The organism is Rhodocytophaga aerolata, from assembly GCF_030503435.1.
Classification (GTDB): Bacteria; Bacteroidota; Bacteroidia; order Cytophagales; family 172606-1; genus Rhodocytophaga; species Rhodocytophaga aerolata.
Genome location: NZ_JAUKPO010000001.1, coordinates 454,800 through 474,514, shown reverse-complemented (window position 1 = coordinate 474,514; position 19,715 = coordinate 454,800). Strand labels below are relative to the sequence as shown.

At 42.6% G+C, this 19,715-nt stretch carries 11 protein-coding genes; 6 read left to right on the top strand and 5 right to left on the bottom strand.

Translation table 11 applies throughout. The annotated features are described in order from the left end of the window. Positions 1 to 205 precede the first annotated feature (205 nt). Positions 206 to 784: a hypothetical protein gene (locus Q0590_RS01875; protein WP_302035777.1), complete on the bottom strand. Its 579-nt coding sequence runs from the start codon at positions 782 to 784 to the stop codon at positions 206 to 208. 917 nt (positions 785 to 1,701) lie between these two features. On the opposite strand from Q0590_RS01875, the gene Q0590_RS01870 reads away from it, so the two are divergent. The 6 genes from Q0590_RS01870 (at position 1,702) to Q0590_RS01845 (ending at position 13,931) form a co-directional block, all read left to right on the top strand. Beyond that, positions 1,702 to 4,461, top strand: coding sequence for a substrate-binding domain-containing protein (locus Q0590_RS01870; protein WP_302035776.1), 2,760 nt, complete (start codon positions 1,702 to 1,704; stop codon positions 4,459 to 4,461). Between the two features lie 186 nt (positions 4,462 to 4,647). Beyond that, entirely contained in the window at positions 4,648 to 5,982 is a 1,335-nt protein-coding gene (locus Q0590_RS01865; protein WP_302035775.1) for a sugar porter family MFS transporter, read from the top strand. Between the two features lie 45 nt (positions 5,983 to 6,027). Further along, positions 6,028 to 6,924, top strand: coding sequence for a carbohydrate kinase family protein (locus Q0590_RS01860; RefSeq protein WP_302035774.1), 897 nt, complete (start codon positions 6,028 to 6,030; stop codon positions 6,922 to 6,924). A 158-nt stretch (positions 6,925 to 7,082) separates the two neighbouring features. Next, positions 7,083 to 10,253, top strand: coding sequence for a SusC/RagA family TonB-linked outer membrane protein (locus Q0590_RS01855; RefSeq protein ID WP_302035773.1), 3,171 nt, complete (start codon positions 7,083 to 7,085; stop codon positions 10,251 to 10,253). A gap of 20 nt (positions 10,254 to 10,273) precedes the next feature. Then, positions 10,274 to 11,989, top strand: a complete 1,716-nt coding sequence (locus Q0590_RS01850; protein ID WP_302035772.1) for a RagB/SusD family nutrient uptake outer membrane protein — start codon at positions 10,274 to 10,276, stop codon at positions 11,987 to 11,989. Positions 11,990 to 12,314: 325 nt separating this feature from the next. Next, positions 12,315 to 13,931 (top strand): glycoside hydrolase family 32 protein, encoded by a 1,617-nt coding sequence (locus Q0590_RS01845; protein ID WP_302035771.1) that lies wholly within the window; start codon positions 12,315 to 12,317, stop codon positions 13,929 to 13,931. A gap of 513 nt (positions 13,932 to 14,444) precedes the next feature. Here Q0590_RS01845 and Q0590_RS01840 read toward each other — a convergent pair. The 4 genes from Q0590_RS01840 to Q0590_RS01825 all read right to left on the bottom strand — a co-directional run bounded on the left by Q0590_RS01840 (position 14,445) and on the right by Q0590_RS01825 (position 19,566). Next, complete coding sequence (locus tag Q0590_RS01840; RefSeq protein ID WP_302035770.1) at positions 14,445 to 16,115, bottom strand: glycosyltransferase family 39 protein; 1,671 nt, start codon at positions 16,113 to 16,115, stop codon at positions 14,445 to 14,447. 116 nt (positions 16,116 to 16,231) lie between these two features. Further along, positions 16,232 to 17,254 carry a UbiA family prenyltransferase gene (locus tag Q0590_RS01835; protein WP_302035769.1) on the bottom strand — a complete coding sequence of 341 codons (1,023 nt, stop codon included), beginning with the start codon at positions 17,252 to 17,254 and terminating at the stop codon, positions 16,232 to 16,234. Beyond that, positions 17,254 to 17,994 (bottom strand): HAD family hydrolase, encoded by a 741-nt coding sequence (locus Q0590_RS01830; RefSeq protein ID WP_302035768.1) that lies wholly within the window; start codon positions 17,992 to 17,994, stop codon positions 17,254 to 17,256. Before Q0590_RS01830 ends, Q0590_RS01835 begins: the two co-directional genes overlap by 1 nt. 378 nt (positions 17,995 to 18,372) lie before the next feature. Next, positions 18,373 to 19,566, bottom strand: a complete 1,194-nt coding sequence (locus tag Q0590_RS01825; RefSeq protein ID WP_302035767.1) for a multidrug effflux MFS transporter — start codon at positions 19,564 to 19,566, stop codon at positions 18,373 to 18,375. Positions 19,567 to 19,715: the final 149 nt, after the last annotated feature.

Sequence of the window (19,715 nt, the reverse complement as noted above, 5' to 3'; positions counted from 1 at the left end):
TAGTCGGTGAATGAAACTGAAAATGCAGAAAGCCTGTAGACTAGGACTTGTTCTTTGTTTTGAACAAATGGTCGAGTGACTTATAGGTTAGGGCATCCAGGGCACCAACGGACACAATGATAAAAAGGATACTGAATATGGCTTCCATAAAATTAAGAGCTTAGTTTATTGAATTAAATTATTGAATGAAACAGATTTTCGGTAATCAGATAATTTCAGCTTTGCATGCTCCATATCTGCTGATCACCTCGAAAGAAATATTTGGTAGATGAGGCCATTTTAAGTCGTAAAGGCGGCTAAAGTGGCCATTGTACATAATTTTCTCACTATAGAGCAGGGTGTTTGTCTCCCCATAAATGTTGATTGCCAACGGTTCTTTTTTCTGCCGGCCTCCTTCAATGATCAACTCATAGCAGTTTTCTTCCAGAGGCTTAACAATGGCTTTAAAAGGGACAGTTCTTGCGCTTTTCGTAGCTGAATTGACTGGTAGCATGTATAATACCTGTGCTGTTCCGGAAAAAGAGTATCTGGGCAAGGAAGAGCCTTCTGGACTTATGATATCAACCAATACCTGTTGCCCATCTTGGTTAACCGTTACCAGTTTTGCAAGGCTGCTATGTAACATATGGTACACTGCCCGTAGTACTTTATGTAGCGTATGTTTAACCCATTGCAGCGGTGCTGGTTGTGTGTCAGATTTTCCAGAAAGACTATGTAAGGTCTTTGGTTCAGCATTGGTAAAGTATGGAGTATCTATAGGTTGATTTATTTTAGTTGCGTTCATAGGTTTAGGTAGTTGGTTCAATTGGTGGATACAACGAGCATCCTAGTAATTACCCCCTCTTATTAGAAATATTTAATTTGTTAATTAATTAGTTAGTTATACTGAAATTGAATTAATTATAAACAAAGTTACCTCTTCACACGGTACAATCCCACTATTGGTTCGGTGAAAAATATAACTATATCAAGGTTATTGCTAATGGATTAGGACGGTTTTAGTCAATAAAATTAACTTCAGGACGGATAATTGCTAAATCTGATTAGTAATATTTAAACTTTGTGTTATTTATATATTGCAATTATGGCTTAGAAAAATATAAGAAGTTAGATAGGTTTTTGTACTATTATAATATTATATACGTATTGTTTTAAGTTGTTGCTAAAAATGATGAGATTAATAAATTTATATTACTATAAAAAAGAATTAGTTTTAAGAGTATAGTATAATTTATAGATTATGTATTGCCTTGAGTCATGCATCAAAAAATATGCATTCTATGTAAGATATGTATTAATATTTAAAAAAAATTACCATATATTATACATAATAATCATCTTTATACTGAGTATAGTAAAATTACATAAGTAGTTAAATGCTGAATTTTACGTTATTGGTATGATTTGTTTGTAAAAAGTATATCATATGTTTACATGTAATAAAAATTGAATATTTTACAAATATAAAAATTGAGTTTGCTATGAAATTTTATTGAATTTACCTATCTAACCAGCCCGAAAAGCCTATACATACCAGCCATCCGGATATTCTATTCCCGATAGGTATTTTATATAAAATCTTTCCTTCTTATATTTTCTTACCAGGACTTAAGGTATCTTTAATAGATAGTTTAGTTACTTTCCTGCATCGTAACTGCTTGCAACGGAAGCCAGGCTTTTGAATAACTTTAGCTGATATAGATGTTTGGCCGTTTTTGTTTAGTTCTTGTACTAGTTATTTCTCATATACTGGCAGGTTGTGATCAAAAGCCTGCTGCAGAATTTACTATTGGCTTTTCTCAATGTACTGGCGGCGACGAATGGCGTAGAGCGATGCTTAACGGGATGCAACGGGAATTAGCTTTCCATTCGAATGTAGAATTGTTGTACAGAGATGCCAAGTACGATAATCAGAAACAGATAGAACAGATACGGGAGTTAGCAAATTCGGATATTGATCTGCTGATTGTATCTCCCAATGAAGACCAGCCCATTACCCCGGTAGTAGAGGAAGTTTACCGCATGGGTATTCCGGTAGTGGTAGTAGACCGCCGTATTTCTTCTCCCCTCTATTCGGCATTTGTTGGGGGGAATAATGGAGAAGTAGGTAAGCTGGCCGGCCAGTATATTCAAATGCTGTTAAAAGGAAAAGGAAAAGTAATTGAAATAACTGGTTCGCCAAAATCCTCCCCAGCCATGGACCGCCACCAGGCTTTCATGGATCAGGTAGCCTCTTCCCCAGACATAAAGGTAGTAACCATCAACGGGGAGTGGGAAAAACAATATGCCAGACCTGCCTTATTACAAATCATCGATCAGCACCGCGATGTAGATCTGATATTTGGGCACAACGACCGGATGACAGTAAGCGCCTACGAAGTATGCAAAGAAAAAGGACTGCTGGGCAAGGTGAAGTTTGTTGGGATTGATGGCTTGGCCGGAAAAACGGGAGGGCTGCAGATGGTAAGTGATAGCATCTTTAAAGCTACCATACTCTATTCGCCAGGTGGCGAAGAGGCTATCCGGACAGCCATGAAGATTCTTAAAAAAGACAGCTACGACAAAGAAACCATTCTGCAAACGGCTGTAATAGATTCCTCGAATGTGCATATGATGAAACAGCAGACGGATAAAATTCTCCTGCAGCAAGAAGATATAGAAACCCAGCAACGAAAAATTGACGACCAGCTTAAGATATACCAGAATCAGCAAATGTTTCTGTATGGCATGTCGGGCTTGCTGCTGGTAACCATTGTTGCCGGGTCGTTGGCGCTATATTCCTTAACAGAAAACAAAAAAATAAACCGGGAGCTGAAAGCCAAAAATGCAGAAATTTTAGAGCAGCGCAACAAGGTGCAGGAGATGGCAGAGAAAGCCCAGGAAGCCACCGAATCTAAATTCCGGTTCTTTACCAATATCTCTCACGAGTTCCGGACACCTTTAACCCTCATTCTGGCACCCATTGAAGAAATTGTAGCCGCCAAAAAAAACCAGGCAAGTATGGTAAAAAAAGACCTGCTGCTTATTCATAAAAATGCCCTCCGCCTGCTCCGGCTGGTAAACCAGCTAATGGATTTCCGCAAGATTGAAAGCGGAAAAATTATGGTAAAAGCTACGCAGACCGACCTGATTGCCCTGGTACAGGAAACCATGCTGCCCTTTGAAATAGTGGCTAAAAAACGCAGCATCGATTTTCAATTAATTACTAAGCTAAGCTCCCTGCCTGCCTGGATAGATGTAGACATGATGGATACCGTTTTGTTTAATCTCTTATCCAATGCCTTTAAATTTACCTTGGACAAAGGCCGCATTTATGTATATATCGAACAAGATGCCAGCGGAGAAAAGGCTATTCTGAAGGTGGAAGATACAGGCGTAGGAATGTCGGAAGAAGAGGCAGCCAGTGCATTTGAAATGTTCTATCAGGGCAGTAACGCTTCGGCCAAAGGAACTGGCTTGGGTTTGCCACTTTCGCAGGAGTTAGTAGAACTGCATCAGGGAAAAATAACTGTGAAAAGTGAGAAGTACAAAGGAACGGTGTTTACCATAGAACTGCCATTAGGCAAAACCCATTTCACCGGAGAAGCTCTTTCAGCAGAAAAACCAGAAAGCGTATTATCGGAGCATTTTGCTTTGCAACACACCGAAGCTACCACCCTAGAAACAGCGCAGAATATTCCTGCTTTCTTAGAACAAACGATTTTAATTATAGAAGATAATGAAGACCTCCAAGTTTTCCTGAAAGAAAAGCTCCAGTCAACTTTTCAGATAACCACGGCTACAGATGGCAACGCAGGCATGAAAGAGGCCTTTGAGCAAATTCCCGACCTGATTATCTGTGATATTATGCTTCCGGATACGGATGGGTTGAAAATAACCTCAACCCTAAAAACAGACATCCGGACTTCCCATATCCCCATTATATTGTTAACAGCTAAAACTACCGTAGAACAGCAGATAGAAGGAATACAAACCGGCGCAGACCTATACCTGACCAAGCCCTTTAATCTACAGTTTTTGCAGGAAAATATTCGAAGTTTGCTAAGTAACCGGGCCATCTTGAAAAATCATTATACCGGCGAAATAATACCTACTTCTAAAGCTGGCAGCAGACTCAGTAAAGTAGACAAAAAATTTGTAACCGATTTTAAAGCTATTATAGATTCTAGAATTGCTGATCCTTCCTTAACAGTAGACTGTCTGTGTAAAGAACTAGGCTTATCTAGAGTTCAGCTCTACCGGAAAGTAAAAGCACTGCTGGGGGTTACCATAAACGACTACATACAATCCATCCGCCTCAACAAAGCTTGCCATAGCCTCCAGCAACCAGGGGTATCGGTAGCCGATATTGCCTATGAGGTAGGCTTCTCTTCTCCTGCCTACTTCTCCACTGCCTTCAAAGCCAGGTATGGACTTTCTCCCCTGGAGTACAGGAACCAGAAATATTCCCCGCAGGAATGAAACAAATTTGAAAAAACAGGATACAAAATTGAAAATTCAATAACTTGATTAGTTGATAATTATTTGATAATCAACGGAATGTGTGTAATAAACCGGATTGATACAAATTCGAAGGAAATTGGTATAATGCGGCAATAAAGACCTCTGCCCATACCCTAGTTTTGTCAGAACGAAAATAATTTTCCGATGACAAACACAAAAGTATTTTTCTGGGCAACGGTTGTAGCATTAGGTGGCTTTTTATTTGGCTTTGATACAGCAGTTATCTCAGGTGCTGAGAAAGCTATTCAGCAGCTATGGCAATTAAGCGTCGTTGAACATGGGCTTACCGTATCTATTGCATTAATAGGAACTGTATTGGGTGCCTTGTTTGGAGGAATTCCTTCCGATAAATATGGCCGCAAAATTACCCTGTTTGCTATAGCTGTTTTATACCTCTTGTCTTCTATTGGTACGGCCCTGGCTCCAGACTGGATCACTTTTTTAATTTTCCGCTTTTTAGGTGGGGTGGGCGTAGGGGTGTCTTCGGTTACGGCTCCGCTCTATATCTCTGAAATTGCTCCGGCACATGCACGCGGAAAATTGGTAGGCATGTTCCAGTTCAATGTAGTTTTTGGCATTCTGATCGCCTATCTCACGAATTACTTAATTGGAGGAGAAGCAGAAAACGACTGGCGATGGATGCTGGGTGTACAAGCTTTTCCCTCGCTAGTATTTCTGGTAACAGTTTTAATGGTACCTGAAAGCCCCAGATGGCTGATATTGAAAAAAGGCCGCATAGAAGAAGCCAAAATGACACTTAAAATAGCTAATCCGGAGGCTGATGCCAATAAGATGGTCGCCGACATTGTATTATCTTCCCAGAATGCAGATGGCAGCCAGGCAAAAGGTTCCTTGTTTTCTAAGCAGTTCCGTACGCCTGTGATGCTGGCAATCTTGTTTGCTTTCTTCAATCAGGCATCCGGAATTAATGCCATCATCTATTATGCGCCACGTATTTTCGAAATGGCAGGTCTTGGTAAAAGCTCGGCATTACTTTCATCAGCTGGCATTGGGCTCATTAACTTTCTCTTCACCTTACTGGCTATCAACTTCATAGACCGCTTCGGCCGCCGCACCCTCATGCTCATTGGTTCTGTCGGACTCATTCTTACCTTGGGCCTGGTAGCCAAAGCCTTTTATTTTGAAGAATTTACTAGTTATTCTGTTCCGGTATACTTGTTTGTCTATATCGCCTTCTTTGCTTTTTCGCAGGGAGCTGTCATCTGGGTGTTTATTTCTGAAATCTTCCCTAACAAAGTGCGGGCTTCCGGCCAGGCGCTGGGCAGTTTCACCCATTGGTTTATGGCCGCTATCATTGCTTTTACCTTTCCTTACATAGCAGACACCCTGGGCGGTGGCAATACATTTCTGCTCTTTAGTGTGATGATGGTCTTGCAATTACTTTTTGTATGGCGCATAATGCCGGAAACTAAAAATACTTCGCTGGAGCAAATCGAAAAAACAGTAGTCATGCACTAGGTATTAAGTAGTGCCGCTTGCAAAATAACTCAACCCCTTAATTTTATGCACCCAACAATTATCTGCTTCGGCGAAACCCTGTTCGACATATTACCCGATGGTGCTATGCCAGGTGGAGCCCCTATGAATGTGGCTATTCATCTAGCTTATAATGGACATGCTCCTTTAGTAATCAGCCGTGTTGGAAAAGATGCTTTTGGCAAAGAGCTAACTGGTTTTTTAGAATCAAAAGGACTTCCTACAGCTTTAATACAGCAAGACCAAACTCATCAAACAGGGGTAGTAGAAGCGAACGTCAGCAACAAATTACATGTAACCTACACAATTGTGGAGCCGGTAGCCTGGGATTTTATATCCTATGATGAGCAACTGGCAGAGAGTATCCGGAAAAGTAAGGTATTCATTTACGGAAGCCTGGCGGCCCGCCATAAAACCACCCGTGAAACCCTGATGAATTATTTAGCGCTTGCTGCCGGACTGAAAGTGTTTGATGTAAACCTGCGGCCGCCGCATTACACGCCAGAAGGGGTCATGCAACTCCTGGAACAGGCAGACATTGTGAAGATGAATCACCAGGAATTGATAGAAATTATGAGCTGGTTTGGGAAGAATCTGGAGGAAAAAGAAAGCATGGAGTATCTGCTCAAACGGTTTAATAAACAATTGCTATTAGTAACCAGAGGCGAAAATGGCGCATCGCTGATAACCAGAGATGGATACGCCGAACATCCGGGTTTTCAGGTAACTGTAGAAGATACCATTGGCAGTGGCGATGCTTTCCTGGCGATGTATTTACATAGGTATTTGCTGGGAATGCCACCATCTGAGGCGCTTTCGTATGCTTGTGCAGCCGGCGCCTATGTAGCTACCCAACGCGGAGCAACACCGGAAGTGCCAGAACACTTTACGCACGCATTGATGAAATCATCTATTTATTCTTAAGAAAAGCAGCTTTCAGAGCCGATCACTTGGTTAATCTGAGGCTTTTAATTCAACAGTTTTTTGCGAACAGAGAAGATTCCTCTAGTGAGCAGAGGCTTCTCCCTACCGGAAGCTTCTCTAACACTTGTTTATCCACTTACACTTTAAACTCCTAACCCATGAAAAAAAGCGTACTCCTGGTAGTCTGGCTTTGGTGCACCTGTATAGGTGTGCATGCCCAGACTACCTTCACAGTTACCGGAAAAGTGACTGAATCGGAAACCAACGAGCCCCTGATTGGTGCCAACATACTGGTTAAAGGGACCACTATCGGAACTACCACGGACGTGAATGGTGCTTATACTTTACAAGTACCGGATGCTAATGCTACACTGGTTTTTTCGTCTATTGGCTACACCCTGGAAGAAGTGCCCATAAACGGCAGATCAATTATTGATATGGCAATGGCCCCTGATATTAAAGCCCTAAGCGAAGTAGTAGTAGTAGGTTATACTACCTCCAGAAAGCAAGACCTGACTGGTGCAGTAGCCGTAGTAGAGTTAGCACCCATTCAAAATGCTACTGCCAGTTCTGGCAATCCGATGCAGGCATTACAAGGCCGGGTACCTGGTTTATATATTGAAAAAACCGGTACGCCATCCGGAGATAATAGCAGGATTCTGCTACGTGGCGTAAACACGTTAGGAAATACTGATCCCTTGTATATTATTGATGGAGTTCCTACTAAGCGTTCGCAGGTATTTCAGAGCTTAAATCCTGGTACTATCCAATCTATTCAGGCATTAAAAGATGCTTCCTCGGCCTCTATTTATGGTTCCCGGGCATCGAATGGTGTAATCATTGTTACCACCAATAACGGAGGCAATACAGATGGTAAGCTGAAGGTACAGCTCAACTCCAGTATTTCCACCCAATCCGAAAAGTCGCAGCGGTTTGAAATGCTCAATTCAGTAGACCGTGGCCGGGCACTCTGGCAAGCATCTGTCAACGACCGGGTAGATCCGGCTTCCGGCTACGGGGAAATATATAATTTCGATTGGAATAACGATTTTAACAACCCGGTCCTCAATAGTGTATCTGTGAAACCTTTGGTTGGAGGCGATCCGCTTACTCCAGCTGGCAATACCGACTGGCAGGATGAAGTATACAAAACCGGCTATGTTACCTTTAATGATGTAACCGTTTCTGGTGGCACCCAGAATTCTTCCCTGCTAATGAATTTTGGTTATCTGAGCAATTCCGGTATGTTGAAATTCACCAACTACCGCCGGTACAGCGGCCGCATCAATGCTTACACTGGACTGTTCAATAACCGCCTCAAATTGGGCGTAAACACGCAGTTGGTTTCTTCCAAAGAAACGCTGGCCGCAACTGATCTGGGTGGTGCTCCAACCCCTGGCTTGGCCATTACCTTGGCCCCAACCATTCCGGTGTATACTACGGATGGAAGGTATGCCGGGCCCCTGGGCTCAGGTTATTCTGACCGCAACAATCCTTTGCATATGCAGGATATTAATAAATGGGATAATACCAGAAGAGAATTCATTTTCGGTAACGTATATGCGGAAGTGGAGCCGGTAACCAACCTGATTTTGCGGTCTTCTTTGGGAGCAGATATTGCCGGATATACAAATAAAAATATAGAACAATCCTATAAAGAAGGCTTTATCGCCCGTTCACTCAACAGCTTAACAATCAATACCAATAAGTTTGTCAGTTTAACCTGGTCCAATACCGCCAGATATAATTTCAATGTAGGAGAAAGCAGATTTAACCTCTTGGCAGGTATCGAAGCTATTAGAGATAACCTGAATGACCTAACCGCTTACCGGGAGAATTTTGCTGTACAGTCCGAGGACTTTTTTGTTATCAGTGCCGGATCTGGCAATGCCAACAGTGCCGGAAATGCTACGCAAAGCCGCCTGCTCTCCCAGTTTGCCCGCATCGACTATGCCTTCTCAGACCGCTATTTGGCGGCCGTAACCCTACGGAGAGATGGTTCCTCCAGATTCGGAGAAGAGAACCGGTATGGTTTTTTCCCGGCTGCTTCTGTGGGCTGGAGACTTGACAAGGAAGCATTCATGAAAAGCCTTACGCCTGTAACCAACCTGAAACTGAGAGCCGGCGTGGGAAGAATTGGTAACCAGGATATTGGAGACGTAGCCAGATTTGGTTTGTTTGAACCCAGGTATGGCACCAGAGCCTCGCAAGTACCCAACGGGCATAATGGCTTCTTTGACCAATACTGGAACGTCGGAACGGCCTATGATCTGGGTGGAATAAATTCAGGTAACCTTCCTTCTGGCTTTGTATCTACCCAGGGAGCTAACCCGGCACTGAAATGGGAAACCACCGATGAGGTAAACGTAGGGATAGACTTTGGCTTTTTCGGCGAAAGCATTGTAGGTTCGTTTGACTATTTTACCAGAGAAACCAGAGATATATTGATTAAACCTCCGGTAGCTTCAGCGGTAGGCGAGGGGCAGTTAAAGTTTGTGAACGGCGCCACCAAGACCAACAAAGGGTGGGAATTTTCTCTGGCCTATTATGGCAAGCCTAAAGGAGATTTTACTTACAGTGTATCTACCAACGTCTTCCGCTTCAGAGATAAAATTACAGTGCTGCCAGAAGAAGTACGGTCTGCCTTTGCCGGAAATGCCATTACCACCATTATTGGCCATTCCCAGTTGGATCTGTTTGGGTACCGCACCGATGGTATTTTTCAGAGCCAGGCAGAAGTAGATGCTCATGCCACCCAAGTAGGCGTAGGCCCCGGCAGAATCCGGTATGTAGACCTGAACAACGATGGTATCATCAATGCCTTAGACCAGGAGTTTTATGGAACCACCCTGCCTGCTTTCAACTATGGCGTACGGGTAGATCTGGGCTACAAGAACTTTGACTTCTCCCTGTTCGGCTCTGGTATAGCCGGCAGAACAGGTTTTGACCCCTATACTTTCTACAATGACTTTATCCGGGGCAGAGATAATGTTGGCCCTGGCGTGTTTAATGCCTGGACACCACAGAACCCCACTTCTAATGTGCCGGCCTTAACCTTATCTGACAGCAACAACGAGACCCGTCCCTCTGACTATTTCAACGTAAACACTTCCTATTTTAAGCTTCGGAACATGCAATTGGGCTACAGCCTGCCCACCACAGCTATCAGCAAAATTGGAGGCATGGAAAAGTTACGGGTGTATCTGATGGCTGATAATGTATTCTGGGTAAAAAGCAATTCTTTTAAAGGGCCAGATCCAGAGCGGATAGATGTAAATACTATTCCAGTACCCAGAGTTTTTACTGCCGGTATCAATGTTTCTTTCTAACCCATTTAATGCTTTCCATCATGAAAAATAAACTTATATATAGCTCCCTTCTGATCAGCCTGCTCACATTGGGCTCTTGTAAAGATTACCTGGAAACACAACCGCAAGGGGCCTTGTCCTCCGAAAGTGTAACCACCGCACAAAATGCAGAAGCTCTGGTAACAGCCGCCTATGCCGGCATCGGCAACGATGAAATGATTGGGCCTATGACCAGCATGTGGGTATATGGCAGTGTCCGCTCCGACGATTCGTATAAAGGTGGCGGCGGGGTAGCCGACCTGGAAGATATTAACTTCTACGAACAATATAACCTGACACAGCCACAACAGGGCGGCGGATTTTTTCATCCCTATACCTGGGAGAATTTCTACAGAGCTATTTCCAGAGCTAATTTTGCCCTGCGTTCTCTCAATAATCTATCTGAAACAGATTTTGCGATGAAAACTACCAGGCAGGCTGAGTTACGTTTTTTGAGAGGACATTCGCATTTTATGATGAAAATGTTATTTAAGTACATTCCGTATATAGATGAGACCCTTACCAATGAGCAGATTCTGGAAACTTCAAACAGGCAATATACCAACGATGAACTATGGAACAAAATAGCCCAAGACTTCCAGTATGCAGTGGATAATTTACCAGAAACACAACCCGAAGTAGGAAGGGCTAATAAATTGTCTGCCGCTGCCTATCTGGCAAAACTCCGGCTATATCAGGCCTATGAGCAGAACGATAATCATCAGGTTGTTGGAATCAATCAGGCCAGAATGCAGGAAGTGATTAGCTTAACACAGATGGTGATCGGTTCGGGAAAATATAGTTTGCAGCCCGATTTTGGCGAAAACTTTCTCGATGGTTTTGATAACGGACCGGAATCTGTATTTGCCATTCAGTATTCCATTAATGATGGTACCTCGTTAGGCAGAATAAGTACGGTAACCGGACTAAACTATCCGCATGGGGCGCCCCAATATGGTTGCTGCGGATTTCACCAGCCAAGCCAGAACCTGGCCAATGCTTTCGGAACGGATGCAAACGGGCTACCCAAATTCGATACATTCAACGAAAGCGAAATCAATTTCCAGACGGCCACGGTCGACCCCCGCGTAGACCATACCATCGGCATTGATGGACACCCCTATAAATACAATGCTGCCCTTCCGTTTAAAAACAGCTGGGTACGGGATGCTGGAGTATATGGTTTCTTCCAAAGTATGAAAGAGCAGCAATTAGCCGATTGTTCTTGCTACAAAAAAGAAGGCCCTTTTATTGGTACTTCCAAAAATATAGACATTATCCGCTATGCCGATGTATTGCTCATGCAAGCTGAAGCTTATATAGAAACAGGCCAACAAGCACTGGCTTTGCAGTTGATAAACCAGGTGAGAGAAAGAGCTGCTGCCAGCACAGGCCGGACTAAGAAAGCGGATGGCACTAATCCATCTAATTACTTAATAAAACCTTATACCACAGCTAACTGGACACAGGAATATGCCAGGAAAGCCCTGCAATGGGAACGGCGGCTGGAATTTGCCATGGAAAGCCCACGTTTCTTTGACCTGGTAAGATGGGGAATTGCCGAACCAACCCTGAATGCGTATCTGGCTAAAGAGAAGACAAGAAGGTCTTACCTGAACGGAGCTAAATTCACGGCAGGCCGGGATGAGTATTTACCTATTCCTCAGCGGGAAATAAACTTCACCAAAGGCTTATATCAACAAAATCCGGGGTATTAACGGAGGGTGATATATTTAGTATAATAGCTTTTGTAACCTCTACAAACAGTTTTACACCCAGGAGTTCGTATCCATTACTGATTGATCAAACTACAATAAATGTTACAAAGGAAGCTTACAAGTAAAGAGTGGCTATGCCATGCAATCACTTTTTATATCGAAAATAAATAGGTTAAAGTAGACATAGTTGTTCAGTAAAGCGTATGCTTCTGGTGCATACGCTTTCTTCACTAACTTACGATTTGTTTATACACACGTTAAAATATATCCACCAGATCACTATATTCATATCTTAAAGCCATCTAGTCGTTTTAAATACATTTGTATGAAATACAACATTGCTATTGCTCTATTTATGCTTCTATGCATAGGATGCAACCAGAGCCAGGAAAATACCCAAACAGCCCAAACGGATACTACTCAACAAGAAGTTACCCAGGTAGCCAACAATTTTCAGGAAACCCACCGGCCGCAATTCCACTTTTCGCCGCCGGCTAAATGGATGAATGATCCCAATGGCATGGTGTACCACAATGGCGAATACCATTTATTTTATCAGCATTATCCGGATAGCACGGTTTGGGGCCCTATGCACTGGGGGCATGCTGTCAGCAAAGATATGATTCACTGGGAACACCTGCCTATTGCTTTGTATCCGGATAGTTTGGGGTATATATTTTCCGGCAGTGCAGTGGTAGATGCAAACAATACCTCTGGCCTGGGCACGAAAGAGAATCCACCCATGGTAGCCATTTATACCTATCACTTAGCCGAAGGAGAGAAAGCAGGAAAAATAGATTACCAGACGCAGGGCATCGCGTATAGTACAGATAATGGCCGTACCTGGGAAAAATACAAGCAAAATCCGGTGCTGAAAAATCCAGGTATTAAAGACTTCCGCGACCCGAAAGTTAGCTGGCACGAACCCTCCAAACAATGGGTGATGATTTTAGCTGTAGCCGACCATGTAGAATTTTACGGTTCCAAGAACCTGACCAGCTGGACCAAGCTAAGTGAATTTGGCAAAACGTATGGTGGCCATGGGGGCGTATGGGAATGCCCGGATCTGTTTCCATTAACTGTAGATGGCAAGCAGAAGTGGGTAATGTTATTAAGCATTAATCCTGGCGGGCCCAATGGCGGCTCGGCTACCCAGTATTTTATCGGCAACTTCGATGGCAAAACGTTTACCAGTGATAATCCGGCCAAAACCACTTTATGGGTAGACCATGGCACCGATAATTATGCTGGGGTAACCTGGTCGAATATTCCGCAGGCGGATGGCCGCAGGTTGTTTATGGGTTGGATGAGTAACTGGCTGTATGCCGATGATGTGCCGACTGATACCTGGCGCAGTGCCATGACTTTACCCAGGGAACTTAGCTTAAAAAACACTCCTCAAGGCATCCGCCTGGTTTCGCAGCCAGTGAAAGAGTTGAGTTCCATCAGAGCAGAATCTGCTGACTTGAAGAGTCAAACAATTAACGGAGAAGTAGACCTGACCAAAAGTGCATCCTTTCCGGTAACTTTATCCGAACTAACCGTATCTTTAGAAGACATTGATAAAAGCAAAGATTTGGGCATTGAGCTTTCTAATGCACAAGGACAAAAATTACTAATTGGATATGAACCAGCAAGCAAGCAGTTTTACATTGACCGTAGCAAGTCTGGCAAAATAGATTTTTCTAAAGAGTTTCCTAAAAAACAAACCGCTCCCAGACTCTCTACCGGCAATACCTTAACATTACAGGTCTTTATTGATGTAGCTTCCGTAGAAGTATTTGCCGACAATGGAGAAACCGTAATGACGAGTATCTTCTTTCCGGATGCCAATTACGATCAGGTGAAGCTATATTCAAAAGAGGGGGCCATCCAACTGACTAGCGGGCAGCTAACCAGGCTCAAATCTATTTGGGATCAAAAGTTAGCTTCTGCCAACTAAATCAGCCTTTGAATGGATACATCTATAGTTTTTAACTAGCTATAATAAAACAATTTTAGTTGAATATACACGTAATCAGCTCATCAGCTAATATCTTCAATAGGTAGCGGTGAGCTGATTATTTATGTTAACTTACTTTTTCAATCAGATTAAAGTGATTTACCGTCCGGAATAAACTTCGCCTACCACCTTACAAATGCATATGGTTCAGCCTTAAGTTGACTATGAACTTATTTAACGTTTTATTAAAAGGATTAAAAATTGCGTTGGCCCGGAAAAACAGCGAGCCAAGCGTAGGCTTGCAGCGGAGAAGCATTGTCAACTGCGTTGGTTCCCTTCGCATTCGCATACTTGGGAATCCTAGACTTTTTTTGTTAATGACACATAAGGCTGGCTCAAAGCATGCGCTTTGCCCTGTGGCAATGACAAAAAAGTAAGAAGATATGGTCAAATCTATCTAGTTTAAGCAAAGCTTCAATAACATTTCAAATAACTTTAAACAACTTCTATGTTTTATTTTGATAAAGTAAACAAATGCACCTTTACTTCCCTGGTTTGAAAGGTGTTGGCTTCTTTGCCTTTTTCTAAAAGTTTCTGGTACACCACTTGTCCGGGATGAAAGTCGGTGGCATAATACCAGGCAGGTTGGTGAGCATAATCGCCTATGGTGAACTTCCGGTATTTATGGTAAACAAGCCAGACCCGGTTATAGGCTTCCAGTTGGTCAATATCAGGAGTCAACTTATAGGAGTAGTCAATCTGGTTATTAGACGCCAGGCGTACATCTTGCCCCACAATTGCCTCGTATTTAAGCTCGTAAGCCTCTTTGTAATACCGGTAAATAGGTTCAAAATTCCAGTAAATATACACGCCATCTCCTTTTTGCACTCTATCATTTACATATAGCAATGCGGCTCTGCCGGTCATGTTTTTGGCATGTTTACCAAATGTGGAGGGATTAAAAAGGATATGAAGTGAATTGCCGATAGCCCCCACTAGGAGTAAGGCAGGAATGATATACTTCCACCTGACAGCAGACAGTTGGTGCATAAGCTGCTCATATCCCCGGACCACCAATAAAATCAGCAAAGGAGCAAGGAAGATGAAAAGCCGCTCAAACAAAGGATACATTTTGAGTCCGGAAGCTACCATTGCCAGTAAAAAAGGAAAAAGCAATACCAGGAAATGTTTTTTCTCTTGCCGGAAAAACACCAATGCTCCTAGTCCTATACAGATCAAAGGCAGCCAGGGCATTCTTCCCAAAGTTCTCCAAAGGTTGCTGTAGTTGTAACCCAAATCCAGCCAGGAGAGCCCTATGCTAAAATGCAACATAGAAAGAGGCATGGTAATAAACCATGTTAACTCCTTACCCGAGGTTGGGGGAAAAGGCATGAAGGATTTAATTCCTGCAAACCAGTCAATTAGCCATTGTGAATCGGCATGTTTTTGAGTAAACAACAAGTAGTTAATGGCAAAGCTTAGTAACCACATGGAAAAAGGAAGCATACCATAGAAGAACTTTTGCCAGTCTCTGGTAAAAAGATAGTACACGGAAAGGGCGAAAGCTATACCTGCCAGAATAAAGATAACTGCATAAGAAAACCAAATAATAACAGCTCCCCATACGCCCCAAAGCAGCATAGAAAGAATGGTTTTTCTTTCATGAAAGCGCAGGTATGCATACAAAGCCAGGGTAGTAGCCAGCAGATCGGTGGCATATTGTTTCGCTTCCACGGCATAGTACACAAGGGGAGGAGCTATGGCTATTATAGCCATGGCAACCAGCAGACCTGCTGGTTTTAAAAAGTAGCTGGCTACCCGTTTAAAAACAAACAACGAACTAATGCCACAGATCAGCGGAAACAGCCGGAGAGCCATTTCTTTTTTGCCAAACAGCAGAACACAAAGCTTAGACATCCATAAAAATCCTATAGGAGCCTTTTGCTCATACTCCAAGGGAGGGATTGCCAACCGGACAAAATCCATTCGGATGATGCTATTACTTAAATAAGCTTCGTCTGTCCAGAGGGAACGGTTATAGAAAAAATGAAACAATCGTACGGCGATGCCCACCCCTATAATTAGCCAGGTGAGCATCGCAATGTTTTCGCGAATATACCTCTCAATAGAAGTAGAAGAGCCTGGCACGTGCTCTCTGGAAAGTACGTTTGTCTGAAAGTGCATCTAATAAAGCAGCCAATATAAACATTGACTTGTTTTAATGGTATAGAGCAGTGTTGCTCAAAATGGACAACTAATAACTATTGAGAAAGAGGTATTGCTGACGATGGTTCTGGCGATCAGAAAGATTTTTTCAGGAACCAGTTTAAGGCCGGAATATCTATATAAATCAACACCATCACCAGCAAAGTCAGAAAGACTACATAAGCCATGAACTTTTTTTCTCTATGCAATTTTTCAGGCCCCTGTACTACTGAATCTTTCCGTAAACCTAATTTGAAGTACCAGGCAAATAATAAGGCGAAGAACGGAAAGCTGATCAGTAGTTCTATTTTGTTCTTTATCAGGAAAATACCCAGGAAGAATGAAGCGGTAATGGCATAAAAGAACATGGAGATCAGCAGGCTTTCTTCGGTGTATTTTTTAAAAGATTTCCGGTAAAGGCCAGCTAATTGAGGGTTATTAATAAAGCGGTACTCGGCAAACCGTTTGGTCGCCATCAAAAAAGCACCACTCATCCAGTAGGCTACTACAATACTACTTGGGGGGATAATTACCCAGGATAGATCAAATAAGCTGTCTGGCAGCAAGGTAACGGGCACAAAAATGAACCAGCCCAGGGCAAACCGTATGGGGTTGTTAACAGATTCAGAAAGCACATCCAGATACACCCGTTCTTTCGTGCGGAAGGGTCTAACGTTATAAATAATTCCCATGACCAGCAAAAAAGCCTCCAGGGCCAGAAATGGAATGGAGATCAGATAGGCCAAAGCCAGGCCTACGGCTGCTAATAATACCCACTGACTATACACAACTTTTGCCTGCAACACACTTACTACGGCTGTTCTTTTCCTCTTTTCCGGATGGAAACGGTCAAATTCTGCATCCAGAAATTCATTAATTACATAATTGGCAGAAGCGATAAGACAAGTGCTTGTAATCCCGATTATTATGCGGATCAGTAACGTTAAATCTAATGGAGTGCTGTATACAAGCAAGGCGAACAGCATACCTGGCAACATGAATATGTTTTTGAACCAGTGATCGAGCCGGGCAATAGCCAGGTATTCTTTAAATCCGGCAGGTCTTGATACAATTTCCTGCGGAACCACGTCTGATGGGGTAAGAGTCGTTTGATTCATTATTTCTTGGTTAGGTTTAGGGTCATTTCCTGGGTAATACGATGGTAGAAATCAAATTCCTTGTATGGTTTTTTATCAACAATCCGGTAAGGCATTTGAGCTTGTATGGCACACTCCCCATCTAGTTCATATCGGTCGCCAATAAATAAACACTCGTCTGCTCGTACGTGTAGTTGTTTAGCAATATATAATAACCCTTGCGGGTCTGGCTTAAGCCTGTCTATCTGGGGGTCGGTAGAGCAAACTACTAAATCTGCCTGTAGACCCATTGCCTCTAATTTTTTTTGTGCTTTATAATCTGAGTAAATAGCTATCTTAACATGATGCTTACGTAGTGCATCAAAAAAAGCATGGATACCCGGATACATACATTGCTTTAAGTAGGCAATCGGAAAGGTGAACATCCAATGATCGACTACTTTTTTTATCACCTCTATGGGCAAATTAATTTTTTGAGCACACCACTCATATTGCGTATTCTCCAGATCGGTATACTGGCTATGAATCATCTTCTCCCGCTGTGCCCGGAAATGATGTAAAATAAGCATTTCCCTTATTCTCCACGGACGTAGTGCATAGAATCCTAGCAGAGAAAACAACATCTTCTTCCGTAGCCGCGACTGAGTATACAAGGTACCATCCACATCAAAGATTACTACTTTTAGTTTACTCCAATCAAAGCTCAAGTGTATAAATGTTTGTTCAATATAAACTACAAATATGAGTATTTGTAGCTTCATACGCAATTAGGGGTAATAGCAGCTAAAAGAATACGCTGTTTTTTTTCATATTTTTAACTAGAAAATGTCATGTATCTCTTTAAAATTAAATATAAGTACTTTGATTATCAACTTACTAACTTTACTGATAAAAAATGTATAAAAAATAGTGTAAAACCGGAAAATAACTATAACAACTGCTTGATAACTATTTAATAATTTTCATTTAATCTGCCTTCTACTATTGATGCATCCACACACTAAAAAATATTTTATAAAAAATCATCCTATGGACCAGTATTTGCGTATAGCTAATTAATAATGCAAAAGTGTATATTTATAAAGGCCTCTATTTATGATAGAGGCTTTTCTATTTTTAGTCTGGTCGACTATTGCGCATTAAGCAAACGATTGGATATGCCTGCGGCCTACAATCATAAGTAGCAGCGCCAGCAGCGAAGTGCTAATCATGACGATGGTCATAGGCAGCGAAGAATGATTACTGAACAAGCTTAGTACAACGGTTGCCAAGGCGCCACAACCCATTTGCAAAGCTCCCATTAATGCCGAGGCGCTGCCTGCATTCCTGGAGAAAGGAGCCATAGAGAGGGCAGACGAATTCGGAAAATTAAAGCCCAGGCAACACAAGAAGATAAATATACAACCAATGGTTTCGTATAAGCCCAGCCAGCCCTGCCATGTACCCAGCATCAATACAAAGGCAATAACCGATTGACCGATCAGGGCTACGAAAATAATCTGGTTGCTGGGAAATTTATTTAGTAAAAGACTATTTACCTGGCTGGCACCAATTAACCCTATCGAGAGGAAGGCAAATATCCATCCGTATTCTTTTTCGCTGACACTGAATATTTCCATAAACAACAGCGGCGAACCTGAAACATAGGCAAGCAAACCGGCAAAAGACAGGGCTCCACAAAGAGAATAGGTATAGAAAACCGGAATCTTTGCCACAGAGAGAAAATTTAAGATAATGGGCCTGGGCCGTAGTGACAACGTTCTGTCCGGAACACTGCTTTCAGGCAAGCCCAGGTAAACCACCACTAACAGAATAGCTCCCATAGCGCCCAGAATAACAAAGACCCAGGGCCAGCCAAATCCGGCAGTTACATAGCCACCTACCGTTGGGGCCACCATCGGAGAAACACCTACGACCAGCATCAATAACGAGAATACTTTTGCATTATCCTCTATAGGAAACAAGTCGCGGACCATAGCCCGGGAAGCAACTGCGGCTGCACAGCTACCTACTGCCTGAATAAACCGGAGCAAAATAAGTGCATCAATGGAGGTAGAAAACGCACAGGCAAGCGAAGACAAGACATAAACAATCATTCCTATATATAAAGGCTTTTTTCTGCCGAACCTGTCCAGCAAGGGGCCATACAGCAATTGCCCGAAAGAAATTCCGATAAAGTAGCTGGAAAGGGTAAGTGACACTTCTGCCACGGTCGTATTTAAATCTTTGGCAATCGCCGGAAAGCCAGGCAGGTACATATCAATGGAAAAAGGTCCTAATGCTGTAAGGGAGCCTAAGATAAGAATGAGGGAGAGGTAGGTTTTACGGGTCATTGTCAGGAATAAGCCTGCAAAGATAAGGGAAGTTATGGGCTAAGCAGAGTGCCTCTTGGAATAATGAAAGTTTTTGGTTAATAAATGATAGTAAATTTTTCAGCTATACGTTGAAAGTTCGTACATGAAAATAAAATTCCGGAAAATTG

Bases quoted from the DNA above. Each gene is read 5' to 3' on its own strand.
- Q0590_RS01845 (WP_302035771.1), top strand. From the start codon at position 12,315: ATGAAATACAACATTGCTATTGCTCTATTTATGCTTCTATGCATAGGA.
- Q0590_RS01825 (WP_302035767.1), bottom strand. From the start codon at position 19,566: ATGACCCGTAAAACCTACCTCTCCCTCATTCTTATCTTAGGCTCCCTT.
- Q0590_RS01840 (WP_302035770.1), bottom strand. From the start codon at position 16,115: ATGCACTTTCAGACAAACGTACTTTCCAGAGAGCACGTGCCAGGCTCT.
- Q0590_RS01865 (WP_302035775.1), top strand. From the start codon at position 4,648: ATGACAAACACAAAAGTATTTTTCTGGGCAACGGTTGTAGCATTAGGT.
- Q0590_RS01830 (WP_302035768.1), bottom strand. From the start codon at position 17,994: ATGAAGCTACAAATACTCATATTTGTAGTTTATATTGAACAAACATTT.
- Q0590_RS01850 (WP_302035772.1), top strand. From the start codon at position 10,274: ATGAAAAATAAACTTATATATAGCTCCCTTCTGATCAGCCTGCTCACA.
- Q0590_RS01860 (WP_302035774.1), top strand. From the start codon at position 6,028: ATGCACCCAACAATTATCTGCTTCGGCGAAACCCTGTTCGACATATTA.
- Q0590_RS01835 (WP_302035769.1), bottom strand. From the start codon at position 17,254: ATGAATCAAACGACTCTTACCCCATCAGACGTGGTTCCGCAGGAAATT.
- Q0590_RS01855 (WP_302035773.1), top strand. From the start codon at position 7,083: ATGAAAAAAAGCGTACTCCTGGTAGTCTGGCTTTGGTGCACCTGTATA.
- Q0590_RS01875 (WP_302035777.1), bottom strand. From the start codon at position 784: ATGAACGCAACTAAAATAAATCAACCTATAGATACTCCATACTTTACC.
- Q0590_RS01870 (WP_302035776.1), top strand. From the start codon at position 1,702: ATGTTTGGCCGTTTTTGTTTAGTTCTTGTACTAGTTATTTCTCATATA.